The organism is Rhodococcus sp. T2V, from assembly GCF_029269925.1.
GTDB lineage: Bacteria > Actinomycetota > Actinomycetes > Mycobacteriales > Mycobacteriaceae > Rhodococcus_F > Rhodococcus_F koreensis.
The window spans coordinates 1-25,737 of sequence record NZ_JARJBD010000118.1; the positions used below are offsets into that span (position 1 = coordinate 1).

At 67.6% G+C, this 25,737-nt stretch carries 24 protein-coding genes; 7 read left to right on the plus strand and 17 right to left on the minus strand.

Annotated elements, in window-relative coordinates; translation table 11 throughout:
• Positions 1 to 247: 247 nt before the first annotated feature.
• Genes P3H15_RS47225 through P3H15_RS47240 form a run of 4 tightly spaced genes read right to left on the minus strand, consistent with a single transcriptional unit; the run spans position 248 to position 4,666 of the window.
• Complete coding sequence (locus P3H15_RS47225; RefSeq protein WP_192581843.1) at positions 248 to 637, minus strand: DUF5313 family protein; 390 nt, start codon at positions 635 to 637, stop codon at positions 248 to 250.
• 16 nt (positions 638 to 653) lie between these two features.
• The gene (locus P3H15_RS47230; protein ID WP_276143642.1) at positions 654 to 1,415 is read right to left on the minus strand and encodes a MerR family transcriptional regulator; all 762 of its coding nucleotides are present in this window, start codon (positions 1,413 to 1,415) and stop codon (positions 654 to 656) included.
• Between the two features lie 39 nt (positions 1,416 to 1,454).
• Positions 1,455 to 3,305: a long-chain fatty acid--CoA ligase gene (locus P3H15_RS47235; RefSeq protein ID WP_276143643.1), complete on the minus strand. Its 1,851-nt coding sequence runs from the start codon at positions 3,303 to 3,305 to the stop codon at positions 1,455 to 1,457.
• 50 nt (positions 3,306 to 3,355) lie between these two features.
• Positions 3,356 to 4,666, minus strand: a complete 1,311-nt coding sequence (locus tag P3H15_RS47240) for an MFS transporter (protein WP_276143644.1) — start codon at positions 4,664 to 4,666, stop codon at positions 3,356 to 3,358.
• Positions 4,667 to 4,737: 71 nt separating this feature from the next.
• Here P3H15_RS47240 and P3H15_RS47245 point away from each other — a divergent pair, with 71 nt between their 5' ends.
• Positions 4,738 to 5,712 carry a GlxA family transcriptional regulator gene (locus P3H15_RS47245; RefSeq protein ID WP_276143645.1) on the plus strand — a complete coding sequence of 325 codons (975 nt, stop codon included), beginning with the start codon at positions 4,738 to 4,740 and terminating at the stop codon, positions 5,710 to 5,712.
• A gap of 5 nt (positions 5,713 to 5,717) precedes the next feature.
• On the opposite strand, the gene P3H15_RS47250 is transcribed toward P3H15_RS47245, so the two are convergent.
• The 4 genes from P3H15_RS47250 to P3H15_RS47265 are packed head-to-tail and all read right to left on the minus strand — an operon-like array spanning position 5,718 to position 11,513.
• Positions 5,718 to 7,433, minus strand: coding sequence for a SulP family inorganic anion transporter (locus P3H15_RS47250; RefSeq protein WP_276143646.1), 1,716 nt, complete (start codon positions 7,431 to 7,433; stop codon positions 5,718 to 5,720).
• Positions 7,434 to 7,443: 10 nt separating this feature from the next.
• The gene (locus P3H15_RS47255) at positions 7,444 to 10,221 is read right to left on the minus strand and encodes a cation-transporting P-type ATPase (protein WP_276143647.1); all 2,778 of its coding nucleotides are present in this window, start codon (positions 10,219 to 10,221) and stop codon (positions 7,444 to 7,446) included.
• A gap of 30 nt (positions 10,222 to 10,251) precedes the next feature.
• Positions 10,252 to 11,091, minus strand: a complete 840-nt coding sequence (gene ppk2 / locus P3H15_RS47260) for a polyphosphate kinase 2 (RefSeq protein ID WP_276143648.1) — start codon at positions 11,089 to 11,091, stop codon at positions 10,252 to 10,254.
• 23 nt (positions 11,092 to 11,114) lie between these two features.
• Positions 11,115 to 11,513 carry a hypothetical protein gene (locus P3H15_RS47265; RefSeq protein WP_276143649.1) on the minus strand — a complete coding sequence of 133 codons (399 nt, stop codon included), beginning with the start codon at positions 11,511 to 11,513 and terminating at the stop codon, positions 11,115 to 11,117.
• 228 nt (positions 11,514 to 11,741) lie between these two features.
• Here P3H15_RS47265 and P3H15_RS47270 point away from each other — a divergent pair, with 228 nt between their 5' ends.
• The 4 genes from P3H15_RS47270 (at position 11,742) to P3H15_RS47285 (ending at position 13,233) form a co-directional block, all read left to right on the plus strand.
• On the plus strand, positions 11,742 to 11,957 hold the full coding sequence (locus P3H15_RS47270) for a three-helix bundle dimerization domain-containing protein (RefSeq protein ID WP_276143650.1): 216 nt from the start codon (positions 11,742 to 11,744) through the stop codon (positions 11,955 to 11,957).
• A gap of 91 nt (positions 11,958 to 12,048) precedes the next feature.
• Positions 12,049 to 12,498, plus strand: a complete 450-nt coding sequence (locus P3H15_RS47275) for a DUF6325 family protein (protein ID WP_276143651.1) — start codon at positions 12,049 to 12,051, stop codon at positions 12,496 to 12,498.
• Positions 12,499 to 12,531: 33 nt separating this feature from the next.
• Positions 12,532 to 12,825: an SHOCT domain-containing protein gene (locus P3H15_RS47280; protein ID WP_276143652.1), complete on the plus strand. Its 294-nt coding sequence runs from the start codon at positions 12,532 to 12,534 to the stop codon at positions 12,823 to 12,825.
• A gap of 30 nt (positions 12,826 to 12,855) precedes the next feature.
• Positions 12,856 to 13,233: an SHOCT domain-containing protein gene (locus tag P3H15_RS47285; protein ID WP_276143653.1), complete on the plus strand. Its 378-nt coding sequence runs from the start codon at positions 12,856 to 12,858 to the stop codon at positions 13,231 to 13,233.
• On the opposite strand, the gene P3H15_RS47290 is transcribed toward P3H15_RS47285, so the two are convergent.
• Both P3H15_RS47290 and P3H15_RS47295 read right to left on the minus strand, forming a co-directional pair.
• Positions 13,211 to 14,608 carry a hypothetical protein gene (locus tag P3H15_RS47290; RefSeq protein ID WP_276143655.1) on the minus strand — a complete coding sequence of 466 codons (1,398 nt, stop codon included), beginning with the start codon at positions 14,606 to 14,608 and terminating at the stop codon, positions 13,211 to 13,213. The genes P3H15_RS47285 and P3H15_RS47290 overlap by 23 nt on opposite strands.
• Positions 14,609 to 14,614: 6 nt before the next feature.
• Positions 14,615 to 15,013, minus strand: coding sequence for a hypothetical protein (locus P3H15_RS47295; RefSeq protein WP_276143656.1), 399 nt, complete (start codon positions 15,011 to 15,013; stop codon positions 14,615 to 14,617).
• A 165-nt stretch (positions 15,014 to 15,178) separates the two neighbouring features.
• On the opposite strand from P3H15_RS47295, the gene P3H15_RS47300 reads away from it, so the two are divergent.
• Together P3H15_RS47300 and P3H15_RS47305 are read left to right on the plus strand one after the other, a co-directional pair.
• Positions 15,179 to 15,586 carry a hypothetical protein gene (locus P3H15_RS47300; RefSeq protein WP_276143657.1) on the plus strand — a complete coding sequence of 136 codons (408 nt, stop codon included), beginning with the start codon at positions 15,179 to 15,181 and terminating at the stop codon, positions 15,584 to 15,586.
• A gap of 60 nt (positions 15,587 to 15,646) precedes the next feature.
• Entirely contained in the window at positions 15,647 to 17,338 is a 1,692-nt protein-coding gene (locus P3H15_RS47305; RefSeq protein ID WP_276143658.1) for an alpha/beta-hydrolase family protein, read from the plus strand.
• A 7-nt stretch (positions 17,339 to 17,345) separates the two neighbouring features.
• Here the strand turns inward: P3H15_RS47305 and P3H15_RS47310 are convergent, their stop codons facing one another.
• From P3H15_RS47310 to P3H15_RS47340, 7 genes are all read right to left on the minus strand, one after another.
• Positions 17,346 to 18,926: an MFS transporter gene (locus P3H15_RS47310; RefSeq protein ID WP_276143659.1), complete on the minus strand. Its 1,581-nt coding sequence runs from the start codon at positions 18,924 to 18,926 to the stop codon at positions 17,346 to 17,348.
• A gap of 85 nt (positions 18,927 to 19,011) precedes the next feature.
• Entirely contained in the window at positions 19,012 to 19,866 is an 855-nt protein-coding gene (phaZ, locus tag P3H15_RS47315) for a poly(3-hydroxyalkanoate) depolymerase (protein ID WP_276143660.1), read from the minus strand.
• Positions 19,863 to 20,315 (minus strand): MaoC family dehydratase, encoded by a 453-nt coding sequence (locus P3H15_RS47320; RefSeq protein ID WP_276143661.1) that lies wholly within the window; start codon positions 20,313 to 20,315, stop codon positions 19,863 to 19,865. The genes phaZ and P3H15_RS47320 overlap by 4 nt, the downstream gene beginning before the upstream one ends.
• Positions 20,316 to 20,342: 27 nt before the next feature.
• Positions 20,343 to 22,040 (minus strand): alpha/beta hydrolase, encoded by a 1,698-nt coding sequence (locus P3H15_RS47325; RefSeq protein WP_276143662.1) that lies wholly within the window; start codon positions 22,038 to 22,040, stop codon positions 20,343 to 20,345.
• Positions 22,037 to 23,605, minus strand: coding sequence for a long-chain fatty acid--CoA ligase (locus tag P3H15_RS47330; protein WP_276143663.1), 1,569 nt, complete (start codon positions 23,603 to 23,605; stop codon positions 22,037 to 22,039). The genes P3H15_RS47325 and P3H15_RS47330 overlap by 4 nt, the downstream gene beginning before the upstream one ends.
• 36 nt (positions 23,606 to 23,641) lie before the next feature.
• Positions 23,642 to 24,235 (minus strand): alpha/beta hydrolase, encoded by a 594-nt coding sequence (locus P3H15_RS47335; RefSeq protein WP_276143664.1) that lies wholly within the window; start codon positions 24,233 to 24,235, stop codon positions 23,642 to 23,644.
• A 16-nt stretch (positions 24,236 to 24,251) separates the two neighbouring features.
• On the minus strand, positions 24,252 to 25,559 hold the full coding sequence (locus P3H15_RS47340) for an MFS transporter (RefSeq protein WP_276143665.1): 1,308 nt from the start codon (positions 25,557 to 25,559) through the stop codon (positions 24,252 to 24,254).
• Between the last annotated feature and the right edge of the window lie 178 nt (positions 25,560 to 25,737).

Consider the following 25,737-nt stretch of genomic DNA (forward strand, 5'->3'; position numbering starts at 1 on the left):
CCTGACGATTACGCAGGTCGGCGAGCTTTCCCGCCGTCGTGTGAATATCGGGCGTGACCGCCGAATCTGTGACTGTCATCTATGACTGCTCTTCCCGTCGAGGCTGTCGGAACCAGCGCTGCACCCTGTGGGGTACGCGGTTCGTGGGAGTACCCACTCGGACGCCGCCACTTTAACGCATTACTTATCGATCGTTCACGTGCGCTGCATCACTCTCGACGAGAGGGTGTGATGCGTCACGCTGCTGCTACCGGTCCTCGGTGCGGCCGTGGCGGCGTTCGTAGTCCTCGCGTGTGCGGTCGGCGCGACGCTGCGCTTTCTCGCCGACGAGGTCCGGATCGAGGCCGTGGCTGAGCAGACGGTGGCGACGGTAGATGTTCATCAGCGCGACCGCAAAGTAGAGCAGCGGGAGCAGCAGCAGGGCCATCATCGCCAGCGGAATCCAGATCGGACCAGGGATGAGGAGGAACAACGCCAGCACCGCCGCGACGGGAAGCATGAATCGGAGCACGTACCGCACCGACGCGCCCGGCCCGACGAGGTCGTTGCGGACCCAGTCCTGCATCGAATCCGGCAGCGTCCGACCGAACAGATACCCGACGTACTGACTGGGGCTGGGACGCTGTGGATCGGACATGCATTTCAGGATAGTGCTACTGCTTTTCCGCATTCGCGACGATGACGTCCCGCACGTACTGCGCCAGGCCCGGGGCGACGTCGTCGTAGTGCCTGCGGAAGCGGTCGTCGGCGAGGTACATCTCGGCAAGGTTCACCTGCATCGCGTGATCGCAGTCGTAGAACCGCTCGATGCCGGCGCGGTGCTGCTCGGCGAGTGCGTTGGCCCGATCGGATCCGGGTTCGACCCCGTCGGTCATCGCCTGTGCGAGTGCGTCTTCGAACGCGTCGCCCTCGGCCTTGATGCGTTTCCAGTCGTCCTTGCTCATCTTCGCGGTGCGCTGCTGGGACTGCTTCCACGCGTCGGTGTCGCCCCACCGCTCCTCGGCCTCGGCCGCGTACTCCTCGCCCGGCCAGTTGTCGCCGAAGATGTCGTTCTGCTCTTCGGGGGTGAGTTGAATGCCCATGCTTTTCGCCTCCATCATCTTCTCCACGGCTGCAGCCATCCCGTGTAAGCGATCGATCCGTTCGCTCAGCAACGCGTGCTGTCGCCGTAGATGCGCGAGGGCATCGACGTCCGGGTCGTCGAGGAGGGCTGCGATCTCCTCGAGGGGGAATCCCAGTTCGCGGTACGTCAGTACGCGGTGCAGACGTTCCACGTCGGCGTCCGAATAGCTGCGGTACCCACCGGGGGTGCGGTCGGACGGGGTCACCAGGCCGATCTCGTCGTAGTGGTGCAGGGTGCGCACACTCACTCCGACCAGTCTGGCGACCACGCCGACCGTGTGTTTCTCGCTCACGTCCTCTACCGTGCAGCCTTACGTCGCGTGAGGGTCAACTCAGGTGTAGAGATTTTCCAGTTCGCCGGAGAAGTTGGTCATCACGACCTTGCGCTTGAGTTTCATGCTCGGGGTGATCTCGCCGTTCTCGACGGTGAGTTCCCGTTCGAGGATGCGGAACTTCTTGATCTGTTCCCACCGGTTCAGTCCGGCGTTGAGTTCCTCGACGTAGCCGCCGATCAGGTTGCGGGTCTCCTGGGCGTTGGCGATCTCGGCGAGAGATTTGCCGCCCAGGTTGTTGTTCTTCGCCCATTCTTCGATCGATTCGGCGTCGAGGGAGATCAGGGCGACGCAGTACGACTTCCCTTCGCCGTCGACGATGAGTTCACCGACGTAGGGGCAGATGCCCTTGAACGTGGCCGCCAGCGCGGACGGTGCGACGTATTTGCCGTTGGACGTCTTGAACATGTCCTTCTTGCGGTCGGTGATCCGCAGGTAGCCCTTGTCGTCGAGTTCGCCGATGTCGCCGGTGTGGAACCAGCCCTCGTCGGTGAGCGCTTCGGCTGTGGCTTCGGGGTTCTCGTGGTAGCCGCTCATGACGCCCGGACCCTTGATGAGGATTTCGCCGTCGTCGGCGATCCGGGTCTCGGTGCCCGGGATGGGCCAGCCGACGGTGCCGAACTGGTACGCCGACGGGCGGTTGACGAACGAGGCGGCACTGGTCTCGGACAGTCCGTACCCTTCGAGGACGACGATGCCGACGGCGTCGAACCATTGCGCGACATCACGATTGAGTGCCGCGGACCCGGAGATGAAGAACTTGAGGCGGCCACCGAAGCGTTCGCGAATCGTGCTGTACACCAGCCGATCCGCGACGGCGTGCTGCACCGAGTCGAGCAGCGACGGACCCTTGCCGGCCTGCTTGGCCTTCGACACGCGCAGCCCGACGCCGATGGCCCAGTCGAAGATCTTCTCCTTCGGCCCGCCCTCGTCGCGGACGGTGGAGACGATCCGCGCGTACGCCTTCTCGAAGATGCGGGGGGCGGCGCCCATGAACGTCGGCTGGACCACCGCGAGGTTCTCGACGATCTTGTCGACGCGACCGTCGACCGCCGTCGCGAAACCGATCTGCAGCGGCAGCGTGAGCAGGACCTTCCCGAACACGTGGGACAGCGGGAGCCAGAGGTATTGCAGGTCGTCGGCGTCGAGGATGCCGGTGGCGTCGATCGCGGCGGCCTCGTACGTCCACGCCGAGTGCGACAGTCGTACACCCTTCGGCCTGCCGGTGGTGCCGGACGTGTAGATCAGGGTGGCGAGGTCGTCGGGGGCGATGGCCTCGATCCGGTCGTGCACGGCATCGGGTGTCTCGGCCAGCAGTTCCTCGCCGAGGTCGTGCAGTTGGTCGAACGTGATGACCCAGTCGTCGTCGCCGGCGCTGCCGTCGATGAGGACGACCTTCTCGACGTCGCCGAGTTCGCCGCGGTTCTCGCGCAGCTTCGCGAGTTGCGCCTCGTCCTCGGCGAAGACGACGCGGCTGCCGGAGTTCGCGACGATGTAGGCGACGTCGGAGGCCGTGCTGGTGGGATACACGGTGGTGGTGGCCGCGCCGGCGCACATCACGGCGAGGTCGGCGAGCACCCATTCGTAGCGGGTGGCGGACGCCAGCGCCACCCGTTGCTCGGCCTGCACGCCGAGAACGATGAGGCCGGCCGCGAGGTTGCGCACCCGGTCGCCCGCCTCGGACCAGGTGACGCTGGCCCACATCGTCGGGTCGTCCGGGTCGACGTATCGGAACGCTTCGCGACCGGGCGAGTGGGCCACCCGATCCACGAACAGTGCGGCTACCGACGGAGCCCGATTCTCGATCTTGGAGCGGTCAATGACTTCGTCCGACGCGCGCTGAGCTGCCATGTACCGATCTTAGGAACCGCGGGCGTTCGGGGGAGTGGTTTCGGCGCAGGTCAGCCGATCCCGGACGCCACCGTGCGGCGTTTCGTGCCGATGGCCAGAGACATCACGGCCGCGATCGCGCACAACCCGCCCGCGACGTAGAACGCGGCGTCGTAGCCGCCGAACTGGTCGCGCACCAGTCCGGCGAGGAACGCCACGAGGCCGGCGCCGATCTGGTGGGACGCCAGCACCCAGCCGAATACGATGGGGGCGTCGCCGCCGAAGTGTTTGCGGCACAGCGCGACGGTCGGGGGCACGGTCGCCACCCAGTCGAGGCCGTAGAAGATGACGAACGCGATCATCGGCGGGTGCACGGTGTTCGCGAACAGGATCGGCAGCAGCATCAGCGAGATCCCGCGCAGCACGTAGTAGATGCCGAGGAGCTTGCGTGAATCGAACCGGTCGGTGAACCAGCCCGACGCGATGGTGCCGATCACGTCGAAGATCCCGATCACCGCAAGCAGGGTCGCCGCCGCCGTCACCGGCATGCCGTGGTCGTGCGCGGCCGGGACGAAGTGAGTGCCGACGAGTCCGTTGGTGCTCGCCCCGCAGATCGCGAACGTGCCGGCCAGCAGCCAGAACACCCGGGTCCGCGCCGCCGACAGCAGCACCGTCACGGCCCGGCCCGCGGCGCCGCCGCGACCGGTCGGGGCGGCTGGTTCCGCGACGTAGCCGGGCGCGGCGCCGTACGGGACCGTCCCGACGTCCGACGGCCGGTTGCGCAGGAACACGAGCACCAGCGGCACGACGGCGAGGGCGGCGAACGACACCGTCAGCGCCACGGTCTGCCAGTTGTAGTGCTCGGCGACCATCGCGAGGATCGGCAGGAACACCAGCTGTCCGGCGGCGCTGCCCGCGGTGAGGATGCCGGTGACGAGGCCGCGGCGGGCGACGAACCAGCGGTCGACGACGGTGGCGACGAAGGCGAGCGCCATCGATCCGGTACCGAGACCGACGAGCACACCCCACAGCAGTACGAGTTGCCAGGTGGCGGTCATGAAGACGGTCAGTCCGCTGCCGGCGGACACCAGGACCAGCGCGGCGGTGACCACCCGGCGCATGCCGAAGCGTTCCATGAGCGCCGCCGCGAACGGCGACGTCAGCCCGTAGAGCACCAGGTTGATCGACACGGCGGACGAGATGCTCGCCCGCGACCAGCCGAAGTCCTCGTGCAGGGGGTCGATCAGGATCGAGGGCGCCGCCCGGAAGCTGGCGGCCCCCACGAGGGCGAGGAACGCGACGGCCGCGACCAGCCAGGCGTAGTGCAGGCGCGGCGGGGCCGTCTGGGCAGGAGGTGCCGGGGGCGCGATGTCGGACGTCACGACGGTAAGTCTGCGGGACGGCGCCGCACCGGAACAGTTGCCGGAATGACAACATGTGAAAGAATCTGGCCATGATTGTGCGTCATCGTGTGGTCGTGCTCGCCCTGAACGGTGTGATCCCGTTCGAACTCGGCATCCCGTCGCGGGTCTTCGGACGGGCGCACGACACCGACGGGAATCTGCTGTACGACGTGCAGACGTGCACGGCCGACGGACGGCCGGTCCGCTCGGACGCCGACTTCTCCGTGTCCGTCGACCACGGCCCGGAGTTGCTGGCCGAGGCCGACACGGTCGTGATCCCCGCGTCCTACGAACTCGGCCCGGCGTACGACGAAGGCCGTCTGCCCGCCGACCTCGAGCGGGCCCTCGCGTTCGTCCGGCCCGGAACGCGGTACGTCTCGATCTGCACCGGTTCGTACATCCTCGCCGCGGCGGGACTGCTCGACGGCCTGCGCGCCACCACCCACTGGCGCAACACCGAGCACTTCCAGCGCACGTATCCGCAGGTCCGGGTCGACCCCGACGTGCTGTTCGTCGACGAGGGCCACATCCTCACCTCGGCGGGCGTCGCCGCCGGACTGGACCTCTGCCTGCACATCGTGCGCCGCGACCACGGGTCGGACGTCGCCAACCGGGTGGCGCGCCGATGCGTCGTCCCACCGTGGCGCGACGGCGGGCAGGCCCAGTACATCGAGCGGCCGATCCCGGAAAGCACGTCGGAGTCGACCGCGGCGACCCGCGAGTGGGCGCTGCATCGCCTCGGCGAACCGCTGGCGCTGAACCGGTTGGCGGCGCACGCGAACATGAGCGTCCGCACGTTCACCCGGCGCTTCGGAGAGGAGGTCGGGACCACCCCGAACCGCTGGCTGACCACTCGACGGGTCGACCGTGCGCGCCAGCTCCTCGAGACCACCGACCTGTCCGTCGACGTCATCGCCCGTGAGGTCGGGTTCGGAACCGGAACCTCCTTGCGGCAGCACATGGGTGCGGTGCTGGGGGTTCCGCCGTCGGCGTATCGCAGAACGTTTCGAGGCCAGGCCGTCTGAGCGAGTCAGTCTTCGGCCGGATCCCCGGCGCTGTCGGCCCGGTCGCGGAATGCCTCCACCGCGGAGTCGATGGTCGGGTAGAAGTGCGTCGCGTCGAACCTGTCGCCCACCCCGAACCGGATGAGCCGATCCTTGATCGGGCCCTTCATCTCCGCGAACGCCAGCCGGATTCCCTTGCCTTCGAGGTAGGTGTCGAGGTCGACGAGTTCGTCGACGGCGGTGGTGTCGAGTCCGGTGATCGGCTCGGCGGCGATCACGACCCACTCGACCGGGGTCGGCGCCTCCGCCACCACCGAACGCACGTACTCGTCGAAGATCTCACCGTTCGCGAAGAACAGGGGGGCGTCGAAGCGCACCAGCACCAGTCCGGGGATGCGGTCCCCGCCGGGGTGGCGTTCGACGTCGTGGAAGCCCGGCCGGTCCGCCGTCCGGACGAGTTCGGTGCGGTACGGCTGCCAGGCCTGCGCGACCACGGCGACGAACGACAGCCCGATCGCGACGAGGATGCCCTGCAGCACACCCACCAGGGCGACCCCGAGGAACGCGGCGACGGCGAGCCCGAACTCCACGTTGCTCATCTGCCACATGCGGACCATGCCGTCCACGTCCACCAGCGCCGTGGCCGCGACGATCACCACGGCGCCCAGTGTCGCGTCGGGGAGGTAGGCGGTGACACCGGGGGCGACGAGGACGAAGACCAGCACCGCGACGGCGCCGACGACACACGCCAATTGCGTGCGGGCGCCACTCTGTTCGGCCACCGGCGTGCGGGACCCGCTGGCCGAGATCGGGAAGCCGCCGAACAACCCGCCCGCGATGTTGGCGACGCCGACCGCCTTCATCTCGGTGCTGCCGTTCACATCTTCCCCGCGCCGGGCGGCGAACGTGCGCGAGAGCACGCCCGTGTCGGCGAACGCGATCAGGGCGATTCCGGCGGCCGGTCCGACGAGTTGTCCCACGTCGCCCCAGTCGACGCCGCCGAACGACGGCAGCGGCAGGCCCGCGGGGAGGGCGCCGACCATCCCGATGTCGTCGGTCAGCCCGAGCGCGGCCGACAGGATCATCGCCCCGACCACCGCCACCAGAACGCCCGGGATGCGGGGAATCCAGATGCGGAACGCCACGATGACGGCGAGGGAGCCGAGCCCCACCGCGGCGGCGACGGGGTCGATGTCGCCCCCGAACACCGCCTTTCCGATCCCGCCGATCTCCCCGATGAGTCCGGACGCGTCGACGTCGAACCCGAGCAGTTTGGGTAACTGGCCGACGACGACGATCAACGCGATCGCATTCAGGTACCCGAGCCGGATGGGCTTCGACAGCAGTTCGGTCACGAAGCCGAGATGCAGGAACCCGCCGACCAGGAGGATGAGGCCCATGAGGACGCCCAGGATGCCTGCGAGGGCCAGGGCGCTCTCCGGATCGTTGGTGACGGCGAGGGGCAGGACCGCCGCGGCGATGAGCGGTGCGAGCGACGAATCCGGTCCGAGAACAAGGATTTTCGACGGACCCACCACCGCGTACGCGAGGAGAGGGACGATCGTGGCGTACAGCCCGGCGTAGGCGGGCAACCCGGCGGCCTCCGCGTAACCCATCCCGGCGGGGATGAGGAGCGCGGTGAGGACGAGCCCGGCGGTGATGTCGGGCCGCAGCCACTCGCGGCGGTACACCCGTGCCGTCGCGATCCCGGGCAACTGCGCGAGACTTCCTGTCCAGGACATGATGCCGGTCTCAGCGCGCGCGTCGCGGATCGACCGCGGCCGCGGCGGAGATCGGTGCGATCGGCCGCGCGTGCCGCCGGCGGCGGAGAGCCTTCTCCGCCTCCACGACCACCGGAATGATCAGCGACCAGCCGAGGCAGGCGAGCCACTGGCCGCCCGTCAGCGAGGTCGTCATGAGAAGGTCCTGGAGGAACCCGAGTTCCACCGCGCACACGGTGACGACGAGCGGGATCGACAGGATCTTCAGTGCGCCGAGGATGGGTGCGGTGAGGCCGGATTCCGGATCTCGGCGCATGACGAGTCCGGCGAGGATCGATCCGATCGACAACACCACGAACGCCGTGGTCATCGGGACGTTCGCCTCGGTCGTGCTCATGTCACCGGGGGCGAGGAGCATGGCAGCGAGGGTGACGGCGAACTGCAGGACACCGTAGGCGAACCATTGCACGAATGCCTTCCGATTGGCGATCGGCATCCCGGGGTCGCGGGGTGGCTGGCTCATCAGGTTCGGCGGCGCCGGGTCGAGCATGATGACGGCGACGGGGAACAGCGTGATGAAGAAGTGCTGGAACAGCACCATGAGCGGGGTGAGCGCGACCCCGTCGTTGATGTCGAAGATGCTCGCCACGAGGAACAGCAGCACCAGCGAGAACAGCTTCGACATCTGGTACCGGATGTACGACACGATCTTGTCGTAAATGCTGCGGCCCAGCTGGATTGCCGTGATCAGGGTTCCGAAGTTGTCGTCGGTGAGCACCATCTTGCCCGCCTGTTTCGTGACTTCGCTGCCCGATCCCATCGCCACGCCGATGTCGGCCTTCTTCAGCGCGGCGGCGTCGTTGACGGCGTCGCCGGTCATCGCGACGATCGCGCCGCCCTTCTGCATGAGGTCGGCCAGGCGCAGCTTGTCCTGGGGGGTGACGCGTCCGAACACGTGCAGGTTCGGCAGCGCCGCCGCGAGTTCGTCGTCGCTCATGGCTGCGAGTTCGGTTCCACCGATCGCCCCCGGTCCGAGCCCGAGTTCGGCGCCGATCGCGGATGCGGTGACGGCGTGGTCGCCGGTGATCATGCGGACGTCGATGCCGGCCTCGTGGGCCGTGCGCACGGCGTCGATCGCTTCCGGCCGCAGGGGGTCGATGATGCCGACCATGCCGACGAATGTGAGGTCCTCGACGAACGGCATCGGGTCGGCGGTCGCGGCATCCTCCTGCCCGTCGAGTCGGCGAACCGCGAACGCCAGCACGCGAAGTCCCTTCTCGGACAGGGTTTGGTTCGCTGCCGTCAGTTCGTCCCGGACTTCGTCGACGGGCACCGCCTGGCGGCCGGGCCGGTACGCGGTCGTACACCGCGCCAAGACCACGTCGGGCCCGCCCTTGACGAGCTCGACGAACCGGGTGTTGCCGTCGATCTGCAGGTGATGGAAGGTCGCCATGAATTTGTAGGCGGAGTCGAACGGCACCTCGGCGACGCGCGGATATGTTCGCCGGGTGAGCGGCGCGTCGACGCCGATCTTCGCCGCGAGGACCACCAGTGCGGCCTCCGTCGGATCGCCGACGACCTCCCCGCTGTCGGAGACGGTGGCGTCGCTGTCGAGGCACAGACCGTACGCGAGCATGGTGAAGTCCGGAACCGATTCTCCCGCAACCTGCGTGATCTTCCCCGACTTGCTGTAGCCCTCGCCGTCCACCGTGTACCAGCGGCAGTGGAAGTACAGCGACCGGACAGTCATCTGGTTCATCGTCAGCGTGCCGGTCTTGTCGGAGTTGATCGCGCTCGTGGCGCCGAGCGTCTCGACGTCGGTGAGGTTCTTCACGACGGCCTTGGCGTCGGCGAGCTGGCGTGCACCGAACGCCAGCATCGCCTGGACGAACGTCGGCAGGCCGGTCGGGATGGCGGAGACGCCCATCGAGATGCCCAGCAGCAGGAGCGTCGTGACGCTGTCCCCGCGCAGCACCCCGATGATCACGATGATCGCAACCGCCGTCCATGCGATGATGCCGAGCACCTTGGTGAGCGAGTCCAGTTCACGCTGCAGTGGAGACTTGCTCGGCGCGACCGCCGAGAGCATCGACGCGATCCGGCCCATCTCCGTGTGCATGCCCGTCTCCGTGACGACCATGGTGGCGGTGCCGCGGGTGACGGAGGTGTTCTGGAACACCATGTCGCTGCGGTCGCCGAGGGAGACGTCGGCGCCGGCGAGAGTCTGCGGATCCTTCGCTATGGGCGCGCTCTCCCCTGTAAGCGCCGCCTCCTGGGTTTCGAGAGTGGCCGACGTGAGCAAACGGCCGTCGGCGGGAACGATGTCGCCCGCCTCGAGTGCGACGACGTCCCCGGGCACGAGGTCGGTCGCGTCGAGCTGGACCAGCGTGCCACCGCGAATCACGCGTGCCTGCGGCGTCTGCATCCGCGCCAGCGCGTCCACGCTGGCGCGCGCCTTCAGTTCCTGCCGCGTGCCCAGCACGACGTTGAGCACGACGAGCGCCGCGACGATGATCGCGGTCGGGACCTCGCCGATGACCACGCTGACGATCGCCACCGCGACGAGCATCAGGTTCATCGGATCCTTCAGCTGCAGCAGCGCGATCGACCATGCCGACGGCGCAGGCTCGGCCGCGATCGAGTTGGGGCCGTACCGGCGGCGCCGTTCGTCGGCCTCGCCGTCGAGCAGACCCGACTGCCGGTCGGTGGCGAGTGCGGACACGACAGCGGCGGCGTCCTGGGCGTGCCAGGCCGTCCGCGGCTCTGCGGTGGTAGGTGTGTGCGCCGGGGCGGGTTCTCTGGTGACCATGACCACTCGTCCTTCGCGTGTCTCGGACTCTCAGAAAGGAGTGGGAATCCAGTGCAGAGGTTGCCCCGGTTCCTGATAGCCCTCCGCTTTCTGCCGCTTCGGCAGGGTGAGGTCGGGGCGGTCCAGCGGCTCGTACGGGACCTGGCTCAGCATGTGGCTGATGACGTTGAGCCGTCCGCGTTTCTTGTCGTCGTTGTTCGCGACGTACCAGGGTGCCCAGCCGGTGTCGGTGAAGTGGAACATCTCGTCCCGCGCGCGGGAGTAGTCGTACCAGCGGCTGTACGACTTCAGGTCGAGCTCCGACAGCTTCCAGTACTTCCGGGGGTCGTCCATCCGGCTCTGCAGGCGCATCGTCTGCTGGTCCTCGCTCACTTCCAGCCAGTACTTGAGCAGGATGACTCCCGAGTCGACGATCGAGCGTTCGACCGTCGGGATCAGTTGGAGGAAGTGCTCCGCTTCTTCCTCGGTGCAGAAGCCGAGCACCCGTTCGACCCCCGCGCGGTTGTACCAACTGCGGTCGAAGATGACGACCTCTCCGCCGGCGGGCAGGTGCGGCAGGTACCGCTGCACATACATCTGCGACTTCTCGCGCTCGGTGGGGGCCGGCAGCGCGACCACCCGGAACACCCGCGGGCTCACTCGTTCGGTGATCGCCTTGATGACGCCGCCCTTGCCCGCGGTGTCACGGCCCTCGAAGACGACGCACACCTTCGCGCCGGATGACTTCACCCACTCCTGCAGCGCGACGAGTTCGGCATGGAGGGGTTTCAGGAGTCGCCGGTACTCCTTGTTCTTCATCGGTGCGGCCGGCTCGGCGGCGTCGGGCGGGGACAGTTCGTCCCCGGCCCTGCGCTTGCTCTTCTTTCCCACGGTCTCTCCCGCTCTGCCGGGTGTCAGACCTGATCCGGCTTCCAGGTCGACACGGCCCAGATGACGACGACGTCGAGTGCGATGATGAGCAGCGACCACCACGGGTAGTACGGCAGCCACAGGAAGTTGGCGAGAATCGACACGGCCGCGACCACGATCGCCGACACCCGCGCCCAGCCCGCTCCGGTGAACAGCGCGAGGCCGACCCCCAGCACCACGATGCCCAGCACGATGTGGATCCAGCCCCACGTCGTCAGGTCCAGCTTGTAGACGTATTCGATACCGACGACGAAGACTTCGTTCTCGGCGACCGCGGCGACCCCTTGGAAGAACTGGATGATGCCGACCGTGACGAGGATGATGGCTGCCCCGATCGAGGTGCCTGCCGCGACGCCCTGTTTGACCGATGATGTCTCGGACATGACAGTCCCTTTCTCTACCGCGAGTTCTCTACCGCGAGCCGGCGGCCCGGTACCCCCATTGTCCGCCGTTACACCCCCGCCGCAGTCGTGAAACGATATTTCCGGACGGAGTCGGATACTGGATTCATTCCAGGATCCCGCACTACGTGAAGGCGGAACCGAACCGTGTTGTTCGAGAGTTCATTTCGTGTCTTGACGGTAGCCGCCCGCCGGGATGACGATTGATCGATGACCGGGGACGACGAACTGCTTCAAGTCGAAAAGGTCATCGAGCGCCTGATCACTCGATACCCGTCGGTGTCGTCGGGCGACGTCGAGCACATCGTGCGCACTGTTCACAAGCGACTGGCGGAGAGCAGGGTTCGTGACTTCATTCCCCTTCTCGTCGAGAAGGCGGCCCGACGCGATCTCGCGGCTCGGGAGACGGCGGAATCGGTCGGATGACTTTGTGCTCTAGCGGGGCAGCGCTCGCTCGTGGATACTGAGCGAGCGCCTGTGTGGCAACCGCTGCTGTCTTCAGAAGAGAGGTCCTGCGGTGAACGACAACGATCTCGACGTGCTCGGGCCCATCGACTATCTCGTCGTGGAGTTCCCCGCAGACCGGAAACCCGACGGTTCGGCACTCCCACTCCTGATCGATCTCGTCGATCGGAACATCATCCGCGTACTCGACCTGATCTTCGTCCGTAAAGATGCGGACGGTGCGCTGTCCGGAATCGCGATCGAGGATCTCGGTTTCGAGGGCGGCGTGGACGTGACGCTCTTCGCCGAAGCGGCGTCGGGCCTGATCGACCGCACCGACCTCGAGGAGGCCGCGGCCGTGCTCGAGCCCGGGTGTTCCGGGGCGATTCTCGTCTACGAGAATTGTTGGGCGGCACCGTTCGCCTCGGCCCTGCGGCGCGAAGGGGCCCAGCTCGTGGCGTCCGGACGCATTCCCGTCCAGGGCATTCTGGCGGCGCTCGACGCGCTCGACGCCTCCAGCTGACAGGCTGTCGAATCCAGAGCTGAGGAGCACATCATGCCAGGACTTCTGCGCGGGATCGCCCGGACCGCCGTCGTGGCGGGCACCGCGACCGCCGTCTCCAACCGGGTTTCGCGAAGGCAAGGGCAGCGGTGGGCGGCGAATCAACCTGCCCCGCAACAGCAGGCGCCCCCGCCCCCGCCCCCGCCCCCGCCGCCGGCGCAGCCCGCGCCGCAGGCGGGCGGCACGGATCGTATCGCCGCCCTGAAACAACTCGGTGAACTTCGCGATCAGGGGGTTCTCACCGAGGAAGAGTTCAACACGGAGAAGGCCAGAATTCTGGCCTCCTGACCGCAACACCGAGTGGACGGAGCACCGAAAATGGAAGGCTTCTGGGAGTTTTTCTGGTTCATCTTCGTCTGTTTCGCCTTCGTGGCGTACCTGACGGTGTTGTTCTCGATCATCACCGATCTGTTCCGGGACCGCGACACTTCGGGTTGGGTGAAAGCGATCTGGATCTTCTTCCTGTTCTTCGTTCCGTTCCTGTCGGCGCTGATCTACCTGATCGTCAACAGCGACGGCATGGCGAAGCGGTCGATGGCGGCCGCCCAGGAAGTGAAGCAGGCGCAGGACACCTACATTCGGGACGTCGCCGGGCAGTCTCCGGCTCAGCAGATCTCGGATGCCAAGGCGCTCCTCGACTCCGGGGCGATCACCGAGGCCGAGTTCCAGTCGATCAAGGCGAAGACGCTGGCATAGCGTCCGTCGCCGCGGCGGCTGTGCGGGCCGGACGGATGAGCAACTCGATCGCCACGAGCGCCAGCAGGCCGATGATGACGATCCACAGCACGACCAGTCCGGTGGGGTAGCGCCAGAACATCAGCAGTACCGCGGCGATACCGATCACCGCGCAGCGCAACGGAATGCGGAGCTGGTAGGCCCACCGCTCCACCTCGTTCGGTGGCCGGCCGCTGCCGGACCGCCGAACGAAGTCGAGTGCCTGCCCGTAGCCGCGACGCACGGCGGTCGCCGAGGACGAGCCACCGATGAGGTAGGCGCCGAGTGCGATCACCAGGCCCAGTACCGCCACCGCGCGCAGGCTCGTCCGCAGCGGGATGAGGACCGTGTCGATGACGGCCGTCGCCGCATCGGGCGACAGGATGTCGGGTGGGACGCTGTCGAGATAGATGGCCCGTCCGATGAGAATCCCGATTGCGAGAGCGAGCATTCCGAGTGCGATCGCGAGTCCCACCAGCGCGAGGGCGCGGAGCCTCCGGCCGGTGGGTGCGACGGCCACCGCGGCGGCGGCGCAGGCGATGCCCAGCCACGGGAGGATCGCCGACGCCTTGTCGAGTGCGTTGACGGCGCGCTGCGCCTTCACGAGTTCTGGAGATTGGAAGAGCACGAATTGCTTGTCCACCGACGGGATCTTGTCGGCGAACGCGAAGCCGCGGCCGGCGAGTTCCGACTTCACGCGGTCGATGACCGTGCCGAGGGAGATGCTGACGGTGCCACTCTGGTCGACTTCCACCGAGCTGAGGCCGTAGTTTCCCGTCATCACTGCCACGAGTGCGTTGTGCGCGGCCCGGTTCGCCTGGATCCACAGGTCCTCGAACTGCTGGGATCGCACGAGCGAGCTGACCGTGTCGTGGACGAAGTTCTTTGCCTGGCTGGTGATCACCGGTGCGAGGCCGACCACTGCCTGATCGAGACGCGGCGCGTTCGCGGAGAGATTCGCCACGTCGGTCAGTGCGGTCAGGGCCTGAGTGGTAAGACCCTCGACGTCGACTCGCGCGAAAATCTCGTCGGTGATCTGATTGGTGACATCCGCCTGCAGTGCGGGATTCGAGCCCAGCGGCGCGACCGTGCTCACGTAGCGGTCGGTGTCGAGGATCTGGCTGCGGGTGAAGCGTGCGGTCACCGACGCGACCGCGAGGACGGCGACCAGGATCAGCAGGATCGTCACCGCGGTCCAGCGCAGCCCGTTGTGGGGTGGGCGGGAAACCGGTTCGGCGGGAACACCGGCAGCTTCACCCGCCGCCTGGGCTCGCAGTGTGGTGACTTCGTCGCGCAACCGGAGTAGTTCGGCGCGTTCGTCCTTGCCGAGTGCGTCCGCGCTCGAGGCCTCGTTCATGGTCGGTCAGGCCTCGTCTGGGTTCCAGGTGGCAACCGCCCAGATCACAACCGCATTCAGCGCGATGATCGTGATCGCCCACAGGGGGTAGTACGGCAGCCACAGGAAGTTGACGAAGATCGAGACGGCGCAGAGCACCATGGCGCCGACGCGGGCCCAGGTCGCTCCGGTGAACAACGCGATGCCGACCGCAGCGATGATCACGCCGAAGACGAGATGGAACCATCCCCACGCGGTGACGTCGAATTTGTAGGTGTACTCGACGCCGACGACGATGACGTCGTCCTTGGCGATTGCGGAGATACCTTGGAGGAATTCGAGCGCGCCGACGGTGACGAGGAGAACCGCCCCGCCCATCGAGGTTCCCTTTGCCACACCTTGTTTGACCAGTGATTCCTCGGACATGACCGTTCCTCTTTCGTCAACGTACGAAATGAACTGGTATAACGAGTATCCCCCGTCGGATTGCTGCTGTCAGCGAGATTCCGGTACCGGGCGTATGTTGACGTTGCGCGACGCGGCGGCAGACAATGTCTGCATCCCACCACGTATCCGGGGAAGGGGATCGTCATGTCCGATCAATCGTTGGCCAAGCAGGGGGTCGCCGCCGCCACGTCCATGGTGGCAGCGATAGTTTTGCTCACTATCGGAATACTGCACGTGCTCTCGGGTATCTCGGCGCTGATGAAGGACGACCTGGTCGTGGCCGGGCCGGAATACGTCTACCAGTTCGACACGACGGCGTGGGGGTGGATCCACCTCGTGCTCGGCGTGATCGTCGCGCTCGTCGGCGTCATGCTGTTCACCGGTGCGACGTGGGCCCGTGTCGGCGCAATGGTGATCTGCGCGCTGTCGATACTCGCGAATTTCCTGTGGCTGCCCCACTACCCGTTGTGGTCGATCGTCATCATTCTGCTCGACGTGTTCGTGATCTGGGCCGTGGCGACGTGGCATCCGGGCTACGAGGAGAGCGTCTAGGGCGTTGTTCCAACGCGGCACGAGGGATCGTCGCGTCCGCCCCGTCACGGAGAGGATGAGATGACCGACGAACTCGGATCGTCACCACCGCCCGAGCGTCACCGCCGCTGGCTGCCGCACCGATATGCGTTCGGGGGCTTGGTCGTCGCCGTCCTGTTCGTGTGGCTGTCGTTGACACCGACGCTGCTGCCGCGGGGCCCGTTCTTCCAGGGATTGGTCACCGGCGTCTCGGCGGCCGTCGGCTACGCCCTCGGATTTGTGGGTTCCGTGCTGGTTCGTCATCTCGTGCGGCGGGAGCCGTCGGAGCCTGTGAAGACCTGGGTTCGGCGGGGGGCGTTGGTGATCGGGGTCGTCGGCACCGCGGCGATGCTGGTGTGGTTCGCCAATTGGCAGGATGAGCTCCGGGCGCTGATGAGCGCCGCGTCGTTCCCGTGGACGGGCTACGTCGTGACGGTGATCGTGGCGGTGCTGATCTTCGTCCTGTTGGTTGCGATCTCCCGGCTGCTGTTGCGGGCGGTGCGGTCGGTCGAACGCGAGATCAGCCGGGTGGTGCCGCGGCGGATCTCGGCGACGGTGATCGGCGTACTCACGGTGGCTCTGCTGTTCGCACTCCTCAACGGGGTGGCGGTGCGCGTGATCATGACCGGGCTGAACAATTCGTTCGCCGCCGTCAACCAGGAGACCAAGGCCGGTGACGAACCGCCCACGACGCCGCTGCGTTCGGGCGGACCGGAATCGCTGGTCACGTGGGATTCGCTGGGAAGGCAGGGCCGGTCGTTCATCTCGCGTGGCCCGACCGTCGAGGAACTGTCCGCCTTCAACGGCGGACGGCCCGCACTGGAGCCGATCCGGACCTACGCCGGGCTCGCCAGCGGTGGCGATTCGATCCGGGAGAGTGCCCAACTGGCAGCGGACGAACTCGAACGGGCCGGCGGGTTCGATCGCGCGGTGATCGGCGTGGCGACCACCACCGGCACCGGATGGATCAACGAGAGCCTCGCCTCCTCGGTCGAGTACATGTACAACGGCGACACCGCGATCGTCGGGTTGCAGTACTCGTATCTCCCCAGCTGGCTGTCGTTCCTCGTGGACAAGGAGCGGGCCCGCCAGGCGGGCGAGGCGCAATTCGACGCGGTGTACGACAAGTGGAAGCAGTTGCCACCGGAGACCCGTCCGAAACTCGTCGTGATGGGGGAGAGCCTGGGCTCCTTCGGCGGCGAGAGCGCGTTCGGCAGCGTCGACGACGTCGAGGCGCGTTCCGACGGGGTTCTGTTTACCGGACCGCCGAACGCGAACGAGATCTGGACCGACGTGACGACCAACCGGGATCCCGGCTCACCCGAATGGCTTCCGATCTACGAGCAGGGCGAGACCGTGCGCTTCGGTGCGCGGGCGCCGGAGGATCTGCCCCGCCCCGACACCCCGTGGGGGAAGCCACGGATGGTGTACCTGCAGCACGCGTCCGACCCGATCGTCTGGTGGTCGCCGGAACTGCTGGTGAGGGAGCCCGACTGGCTGAAGGAGGAGCGCGGGTACGACGTCCTGGACAGCACGCAATGGTTCCCGTTTGTGACGTTCCTCCAAGTTGCGGCGGACATGGCGGTGTCGACGGGCGTCCCCGACGGGCACGGGCATACCTACGTCGTCGACATCGCGGATGCGTGGAGCGCGATCCTGGCGCCGGACGGCTGGACCCCGGCGGACAACGAGCGATTGCGCACCGTGCTCGCCGAGATGGGGGCGGACGGCTGATCCGTCGTCACGGTTGCGGCGGCGCGAGGTCCTGTGCTCGTCTCATGCGGAACGAGTTGAGCAGTCCGGCGAGACCGGCGAGGAGGGGTACGAGCAGCGCCACCTGCAGGGCGAGTGGCCGTGCGTCGGTGTTGATTCGGACCACCTCGTCTCGTATCTCGGGTGGCTGACCGACGAGGAGTTGTTCGAGTTGGGTGTTGCTCATGACCTCGGCGTCGTCCTCGAGTACCTGCGCCACGTGCTGCTGATCGGCCGGCGGGAGGACGGTGCTCGATTGTGCCATGGCGGTGAACGTGATGGACAGTGTCGCCAGCATGATGGCGCCGGCGAACGCCAGTCCGAACGACAGCCCGAACGATCCCGCTGCGGAGTTCGCGCCCGCGGCCTCGCTGATGTGCTCCTCCGAGATCGGGGCGAGCGTGTAGTTGTTGAGTTGGGATACCAGCAAACCCAGCCCCGAGCCCGCGATCGCCAGCGGGAGCAGCAATGCCCAGCCGAACTCGGCCCGCGGCACGATCGGGATCAGGATTGCGACGCCGATCGTGACGAGGACGAATCCCCAGCGGATGATGGTGCTGGGGCTGCGATCTCCCGCCTTCTTGCCCGCCAGCAGCGCCACCCCGAACATGCTGAGCGAGAGGGGGGCGAGCGACAGTCCCGCCTGCATGGCGTTGTACTCGAGCACCATCTGGAGGTAGATCGGCAGGGCGATCATCGTGCCGCCCAACGCTATCTGCTGGAGCATCTGCTGCGAGATTCCCAGCCTGAACACTGTGGAGCGGAACAGATCGGGGTCCAGCAGCGGCGGTTCCCCACGACGCTTGCGCCGCACGAGCCAGTACCCCAGTCCGGCCAGCCCCAGCGCACCCACGACCAGCAGGGCGGCCACCGCTTCGCCGCCTTCCTGCCACACGAGGATTCCCAGCACGATGCCGCCCATCCCGAGGACGGAGAGGCCCGCACCCACCGTGTCGATTCCCCGGGGCCCGGTGTAGGGCACGTCGCGGACGAGTCGGATCCCGGACAGCACGATCGCGATGATGACGACCTCGAGCACGAATGCGACGCGCCACGACAGGTAGGTGGTGATGAAACCTCCGAGGAGCGGTCCGACGGCGGCGGCGATCGCCGCCGCCGCGCCGACCAATGCGTAGACCTTCTTCTGCGCGTCGCCTTCGAAGTTGCCGTGGATCAGGGACTGCATGGCGGGCAACAGCAGTGACGCACCGATTCCGCCGAGGATCGCCCAGAACACGATGATCGCCGTCAGGCTCTGCGCGAGCGCCATCGCGGATGCGCCCACGGCATACCCGAGCAGACCGATCACGTACGCCCGTTTGCGTCCGATCAGGTCGCCGACCTTGCCGCCGATCAGGATGAACGCGGCCGACACCAATGCCTCGAGTGCGATCGCCGCCTGGACGCCGCTGACGGTCGTGCCGAGGTCGCGGACCACGGCTGAGATCGACACGTTCATCAGTGAGGTGTCGACGACGAGCACGAACATCGCCATCGCCAGCAGCAGGGCGAGCAGCCGCTGCGACCCCTCGAGGTCGGTACCCGAGCTGTTGGTTCGGTCTTCGGACACGGGCACCTCCTGAGCCGACCGGCCACTGTGGTGTCGCGCCGAGCGGTGATTCCCAGACCCGAGTCTCCCACGTGCAGGGGGCGTCCTACGTGGATTCACCCTTTTCCGGGTGTGCGAGGAACCCGGTGACGACCGGTGCGAGTCCGGATGCGTCGGTGACGATGTCGATGTGCCCGCCGGCGTGGATGTGCAGCGTCGCGTGTGGCAGCAGTGCGTTCATGATGCGCGCGTTGAGTACGGGAATGATCGGGTCGTCGGTGCCCGCCACGACGAGCGTGGGCTGCCGGATCAGTGGCAGGACGGGAAGGCTCGTCCACAGGGCGCCCGCGAGGAGTTGGTGGAGATAGCCGACCCGGGAGCCGGTCTGCCGCTGCTTCCCGAAGATCCGCGCCACGTCACGGTCGCCGCCGGAACGGCGGGCGGCGCCGCCGTACAGGTCGCCGGCGACGGCCGACGCGTAGGCGGGGTCGGTGAACCGCCTCGGGGTCAGCATCTTCGAGAGCACGCGCGGATGACCCGGAATCATGAGGGCTCCGGTGCCGGTGGCGACGAGGACGAGACGACGGCACCGCCGCGGGTGCTGCAGGGCGAACTGCTGGGCCAGCGCTCCGCCCCACGACAACCCGAGGACGTCGACGGTGCCGACCCCGATCTCGTCGAGCAACCGGCTCAGACCGCAGGCGAGGGCCGGGATTGCGTACGGAACCGGGGAGGCAGGTGACCCTCCGGTGCCCGGGACGTCGAAGCTGATGATCGTCGCGGCCGGATTCAGTGCGGCGACCAGCGGTTCGAGCACTTCCAGGCCGGCCCCGATGCCGTTGCACAGCACCAGGGGCACCCCGGTGCCGGTGCGGATCCGCACCCGGATCCGCAGTCCGCATACCGGAACGACCCTGTCCTCGAACCGGTCGCGGCTGCCGAACAGTTCGGTCACCGTCACGTGTAGAGCACCACGACGTCGGCGACGCACACCGGACGGGTTCCGCCGTCGATCTCGTAGGTCAGCCGGAACACTGCTTCGACGCCGGCGGGCTTCTGTTCGGCTGCGGTGAGAGCCACGGTGGCGCGCAGGACGGATCCGACCGGAAGCGGCGCCGGGAACCGGACCTTGTTCAGTCCGTAGTTGAGGGCGGCGTCGACGCCGTCGACGGTGAGTGCCTCCGCGAGGATGCTCGGCGCCAGCGACAGCGTCAGATACCCGTGTGCGATAGTGCCGCCGAAGGGTCCGTCGGCGGCGCGATCCGGGTCGGTGTGAATCCACTGGAAGTCGCCGGTCGCCTCCGCGAACAGGTTCACCTGGTCTTGCAGGACCTTGTAGGGGCCAGTGGTACCGATGGTCCGGCCGACCAGCTCGACGAGTTCGGCGGGATGGGTGAGATGCAGGGTCATGGTGTTCCTCTGTCGGTGACGTGCGGGTCAGGAGTGGTGCACATAGGTGCCGGGGGCGGGCGCCAGCGGCGGGTACTGGCGGGCACCGAGGCTGTGGGGTGCGTCGACGTCGGGTCCGCTGCGTTCGGCGAGCCAGTGCGCGTAATCGGTCCACCACGAGTCCGTCGCAGTCTCCGCGGTGGCGAGCCACGCGTCCGGCGTCTCGGAGACGGGTTCGCCGAACCGGTAGGACGCCCGCGGATTGCCCGGCGGGTTCACGAGTGAGGCGATGTGTCCGTTCGACGACAGCACGAACCGGGCGTCCTTGCTGCCGAGGAGGCGAGCGCTGCGGTAGGTCGACTGCCACGGGCAGAGGTGGTCGGCGGACCCGCCGACCACGTACGAATCCGCGGTCACCGTGCCGAGGTCGACGGGCGTGCCGAGCATGGTGGCGGCACCGGGGATCGTCAGCGCGTTGCGCAGGCCGAGCAGCACGAGGTCGCGGTGCAGTGCCGCCGCCATGCGGGTGGTGTCCGAGTTCCAGAACAGCACGTCGAACGCGGCCGGAGACCGGCCCTGCACGTAGTTGTTGACCCAGTACCGCCACACCAGATCGGTGGGACGCAGCCATGCGAACATCTCCGCGAGCGTGCGACCGTCGAGGAATCCCTTGGCGGCCGAGTCCCGGATCGCCGCGGCAGCGGCACGCTCGCTCATCATGGCCGACGCCGTTCCGGCGCGGGTCTGATCGAGAACGGTCACGGCCAGGGTGAGGCCGGCGATACGGTCGCCCTCGCCGATCTCGGTGAGGTGTGCGGCGACCATGGCGGCGAGAATGCCGCCCGAGCAGGTGCCGAGGACGTGCGCGCTCGTGGTTCCGGCGATGCACTGCACCGCGTCGAGAGCCTCCAGGATCGCGGCACCGTACGTGTCGGCACCCCAGTCCCGGTGCCGGGCGTGGGGGTTGCGCCAGGAGATCGCGAAGACCTGCTGTCCCTGCTGCACGAGGTGCTCGATCAGGCTGCGGCCCGGTGCGATGTCGAGGATGTAGTACTTGTTGATGACGGGCGGGACGATCAGCAGCGGTGTGGCGTGGACCGTCTCCGTCTGCGGCGCATAGTGGATCAGCTCGAAGGTGCGGGTCTGGAAGACCACGGCACCCTTCGTCGCCGCCACGTGCTCCCCGACCTCGAACGCGTCGGGTTCGACCATGGCAGGCACCCGCGGACTCGACTGCATGTCGCGGAGGAAGGCCCGGACACCGCGTACGGCACTGAGTCCGCCGGTGTCCACCATCGCCTTCCACCCGAGCGGGCTGAGGAACGGATTGTTGGTCGGCGACAGACCTTCGACCAGGTTGTCGAAGACGAACCGCATCCGTTCGTGATCGCGCCAGTCCAGGTCGGCGTCCTCGAGCAGGGCAGTGGCGGTGTGCGAGGTGGCGAGATACGCCTGCATGGCCCGCCGCAGGGCGGGATTCTGCTGCCACGCGGCATCGCCGAAACGCTTGTCCGCCTTGGCGGGAGCCCGATCGGAGGTGCCGGCGACGATCGCACCGAGTTCACGGACGAGGGCCCCGCCGCGCAGGGCGACCGTGCGGGGCCTGCCGGCGAGGCTGATGCCGAACCGGCTCCAGGAGCTGTCGGGGAGCATCCGGGCGGCGACGCCGCGGGTTCCGCGGGTGAGGAGGAGGTCGAGCGGAGCGGTCAGCTCGTCGGGGGTCGCCTGGGCAACAGTCGTGGTCATGCGGCGGGGCTCCTGCCGAGTTCGCGTTTGAGGATCTTGCCGGTGGCGGTCATCGGCAGGGAGTCGACGAATTCGACGGTGCGAGGGTATTTGTAGCTCGCCATCTGCTGCTTGGACCAGGCGATCAGCTCGCCGGGGGTGATCTGTGCGCCCGGTTCGAGGATGACGTAAGCCTTGACCTCCTCGCCGTGGCTGTCGTCGGGGACACCGACGACGGCGGCGAGGGAGACGGCGTCGTGCCCGATGAGGACGTCCTCGATCTCGCGGGGATAGACGTTGAAACCGCCGCGCACGATGAGGTCCTTGGCGCGGTCGACGATGTAGTAGAAGCCGTCCTCGTCGACCCGCGCGAGGTCGCCGGTGCGGAACCAGCCGTCGCGCAGCACTTCCGCGGTGGCGTCGGGGCGGTTGTAGTAGCCCTTCATGATGTTGTGACCGCGCAGCGCGATCTCGCCGATCTGATCGGTCCCGGTGACGGTGTTCCAGTCCTTGTCGACGAGACGCGCCTGGATGCCCCAGACGGGAACGCCGATCGATCCGGGCCGGGGTTCGAGAGCGGGATCGCTGAACGTCGCGAGCGGCGACGTCTCGGACAGCCCGTAGCCCTCGAGGATCTGCACGCCGAAGCGGTCGGCGAACCGGGTGAGGATCTCCACGGGCAGCGCGGCGCCGCCGGAGATGGCACGGCGCATGTTCCGGGCGATGCGGTCGATGTCGACGGGATGTTCGTCGAGGGCGCCGAGCAGACCCCAGTACATGGTGGGCACACCCGCGAAGACGGTGATGTCCTCCCGCTCGATGAGGTCGAGTGCGGCCCGGGCCTCGAAGCGGGGCAGCAACACGAGGGTCGCGCCCACCGAGATGCCTGCGTTGAGGGTGACGGTCTGGCCGAAGGAGTGGAACAGCGGCAGCGTCACCAGATACCGGTCGTGGGTCGAGGGTGTGCTGTCGAACAGCCGGTTGGCGGTCAGCGCGTTCAGCGCCATGTTGGCGTGGGTGAGTTCGGCGCCCTTGGGTTTTCCGGTGGTGCCGCTCGTGTACAGGATGACGGCGGTGTCCCCGGGTTCGCGGACCACGGCGTCGAAGTTGCTGTCGTGCCGCGCGAGGGCGTCGGCGAGCGTCCCGACGCCGTCGATCATGGCGGGCGCGGCCGGGTCGGTGGTGATGCGGAACAGGGCGCGGCAGCGGGGACTCTGCGCGAAGCCGGACAGTCCGTACTCGCCCATCGGCAGTTCGGGGGTGCCCTCGAAGCAGAAGTAGGCCTTGGCATCGGAATCGTCGAGGTGATACGCGATCTCGCGATCCTTGAGCAGAACGTTGAGCGGCACGACCACCGCACCCGCCTTGAGGATGCCGTAGTAGACGACGGGGAACTGCGGAATGTTGGGGCACGACAGCGCGATCGTGTCGCCGGGTTCGATGCCGGCCGACACCAGCAGGTTCGCGACCCGGTTCGACTGGGCGTCGAGGTCGGCGTAGGTCATCCGCTGGTCATCGAGCACCAGGGCGACGCGGTCGGGGAATCGGCGGGCCGAGTCTTCGAGGAGTACGGAGAGGTTGAGCACGGTGAACTTTCTCGTCGGGGGAACGGTGCCGTCGCGCTACGCGAACGACGCAGCGGTGGCGGCGGTCGAGTTGATCAGCTCGCGGAGCAGCTCTTCGGCGTACGGCCAGTACCCGTAGCCGGCGGCCGGGTTGAGGTGACCGACGGCGCCGAGGTCGACGAGCTTGCTGCCCCACGCTTCGGCCATCCCGGCGACCCGGCGGAACCGGGCCAGCGGGTCGTCGGTGCTCGCCGCCACGATGCTGGGGAACGGGAGCCGGCGCCGGGGAACGGGATTCCAGCCGTTGGCGTCGAGGTCCTCGCGCGCGGGGTAGCCCGCGGGCAGCGGCTCCTCGAAGTCCGGTGGGGTGGCCAGCAGGGCGCCCTGAACGGGACGGGACGCCTCCTGGGCCCAGTGCACCGTGATCGCCACGCCCGCGCTGTGCGCGACGAGCACCACCGGGCCGTCGATGTCGGTGAGAACGGTGTCGAGGGCGTCGATCCGCGCGGCGAGACTGAGCTTGTCCCGCTCGAGCGGCGGCACCGTCCGCACGTTGTCGAGTCGCTCGGCGAGCAACGTCTGCCAGTGGTCGGCGACGTGATCGCGCAGTCCGGGCACGATCACCACGGTCGGTTCGGTGGAGGTGGTCACGGTCGGCTCCAGTTTCCTAAGAGATGGCGGTAAGGGCGGCGAGCTTGCGGCGTCCGGCCGGGTAGGCACGTTCGCCGAGAATCAGGGCGACGATCGCGACGACGTAGATCAGGGGCGCGATCTGCAGGGCGGTGACGAGGCCGAAGCGGTCGGCGAGCAGTCCGACGACGAACGGGCCGAGTGCCAGTCCGAGAAGGTTGTTGGCGAGTGTGAGGGTGCCGAAGGCCGAGGCACGCACCGAGGAGTGGGTGAGGTTCGCGACCATCGCGGCGATCGGGCCGGACGAGCCGGCGGAGAAGAAGGCGCCGATACCGATCAGGATCAGCTGGGTGGAACCGGACGGCATCTGGAAACCGGCTCCGAGGAACACGAGCGAGAGCACGCCGTACACGACAGCCGTGGTCCATTTCTTGGTGGGATCGTTCCGGCTCACACGGTCGGTGATGATGCCGCACACCACCATGCCGCTGCCGACGGCGAGGACGAAGATCGACGCCATCGCGCCGGCCTTGTCGGGGGCGAGGCCGTACGACCGGTTGAAGAAACTCGGCAGCCACGCCAGCAGGACGCCCGCGGTGAACATCTGCAGACCGCCACCGATGTACGCCAGCACGACGGCGGGTGTGGAGAAGAGGCTCGAGAGCGGTGCCCGGAAACCGGTGGGTGTGTCGGCGGGGTCGTCGAGGACGGCGGCGTCCGTCAGTTTCCGTTCGGATACGAGAGCACGGAACAGGGCGACGAGGATCAGGCCGAAGACGGCCATCGCGGCGAACGACCAGCGCCAGCCGAGGTTGACGGCGATGACGCCGCCGAGGGCGACACCGATCACGGAACCGAACGATCCGCCGCCCATGAAGGCGCCGCTGAGCGCGGAGTGCACGCGCGGGGCGAACACGCTGAGCACCACCGCGATGCCGACACTGCCGTAGGCGGCTTCGCCGACACCGACGAGGAATCTGGCGCCGAGCATCTGCTCGTAGTTGGTGGCGAGCGCACAGAGCAGCGTGGCGGCGCTCCACAGGACGGCCATGAGAAGCAGGCTCTTGACCCGGCCCCACCGGTCGGCCAGCAGCGACAGCGGGAGCGTCAGCAGGCCGACCATGAGAGCGACGATGCTGCTGAGCGACGCCAGCTGTGAATCGGTCAGCGCCCATTCGGTTTTGAGGAGCGGGAAGACGGCGCTGAGAACCTGGCGTGACATGTAGTCCGACAGCAGCAGTCCGAACGTGAGGGCGAAGACGATCCAGGGGTATACGCGCGACCGTCGGGCCGGCGCAGCGGTCTCGCCGATGGTGTCCGGGGCGGTGGTGGTGTTCGGTCCCATGAGGCCTCCTATGGCCGACAGGATTGGTAAAGGGTGTGGGGAGGGAGCCGGGCGTGCTCGGCAGGAGCAGCGAATCCTCCGGCTCCCTCCCCGTTCGTGACGAAATCCCTCGGGCGCGGGAACTCAGGCGTGCTGGGTGAAGCCGACCTGGCCGGGACGGCGGTTCGGGGCGTAACCG

Excerpts from the sequence above, each read along its gene's own strand:
- P3H15_RS47225 (WP_192581843.1), bottom strand. The coding sequence starts at position 637 with ATGTCCGATCCACAGCGTCCCAGCCCCAGTCAGTACGTCGGGTATCTG.
- P3H15_RS47235 (WP_276143643.1), bottom strand. The coding sequence starts at position 3,305 with ATGGCAGCTCAGCGCGCGTCGGACGAAGTCATTGACCGCTCCAAGATC.
- P3H15_RS47245 (WP_276143645.1), top strand. The coding sequence starts at position 4,738 with ATGATTGTGCGTCATCGTGTGGTCGTGCTCGCCCTGAACGGTGTGATC.
- P3H15_RS47250 (WP_276143646.1), bottom strand. The coding sequence starts at position 7,433 with ATGTCCTGGACAGGAAGTCTCGCGCAGTTGCCCGGGATCGCGACGGCA.
- P3H15_RS47255 (WP_276143647.1), bottom strand. The coding sequence starts at position 10,221 with ATGGTCACCAGAGAACCCGCCCCGGCGCACACACCTACCACCGCAGAG.
- P3H15_RS47265 (WP_276143649.1), bottom strand. The coding sequence starts at position 11,513 with ATGTCCGAGACATCATCGGTCAAACAGGGCGTCGCGGCAGGCACCTCG.
- P3H15_RS47270 (WP_276143650.1), top strand. The coding sequence starts at position 11,742 with ATGACCGGGGACGACGAACTGCTTCAAGTCGAAAAGGTCATCGAGCGC.
- P3H15_RS47280 (WP_276143652.1), top strand. The coding sequence starts at position 12,532 with ATGCCAGGACTTCTGCGCGGGATCGCCCGGACCGCCGTCGTGGCGGGC.
- P3H15_RS47285 (WP_276143653.1), top strand. The coding sequence starts at position 12,856 with ATGGAAGGCTTCTGGGAGTTTTTCTGGTTCATCTTCGTCTGTTTCGCC.
- P3H15_RS47290 (WP_276143655.1), bottom strand. The coding sequence starts at position 14,608 with ATGAACGAGGCCTCGAGCGCGGACGCACTCGGCAAGGACGAACGCGCC.
- P3H15_RS47295 (WP_276143656.1), bottom strand. The coding sequence starts at position 15,013 with ATGTCCGAGGAATCACTGGTCAAACAAGGTGTGGCAAAGGGAACCTCG.
- P3H15_RS47300 (WP_276143657.1), top strand. The coding sequence starts at position 15,179 with ATGTCCGATCAATCGTTGGCCAAGCAGGGGGTCGCCGCCGCCACGTCC.
- P3H15_RS47305 (WP_276143658.1), top strand. The coding sequence starts at position 15,647 with ATGACCGACGAACTCGGATCGTCACCACCGCCCGAGCGTCACCGCCGC.
- P3H15_RS47320 (WP_276143661.1), bottom strand. The coding sequence starts at position 20,315 with ATGACCCTGCATCTCACCCATCCCGCCGAACTCGTCGAGCTGGTCGGC.
- P3H15_RS47325 (WP_276143662.1), bottom strand. The coding sequence starts at position 22,040 with ATGACCACGACTGTTGCCCAGGCGACCCCCGACGAGCTGACCGCTCCG.
- P3H15_RS47340 (WP_276143665.1), bottom strand. The coding sequence starts at position 25,559 with ATGGGACCGAACACCACCACCGCCCCGGACACCATCGGCGAGACCGCT.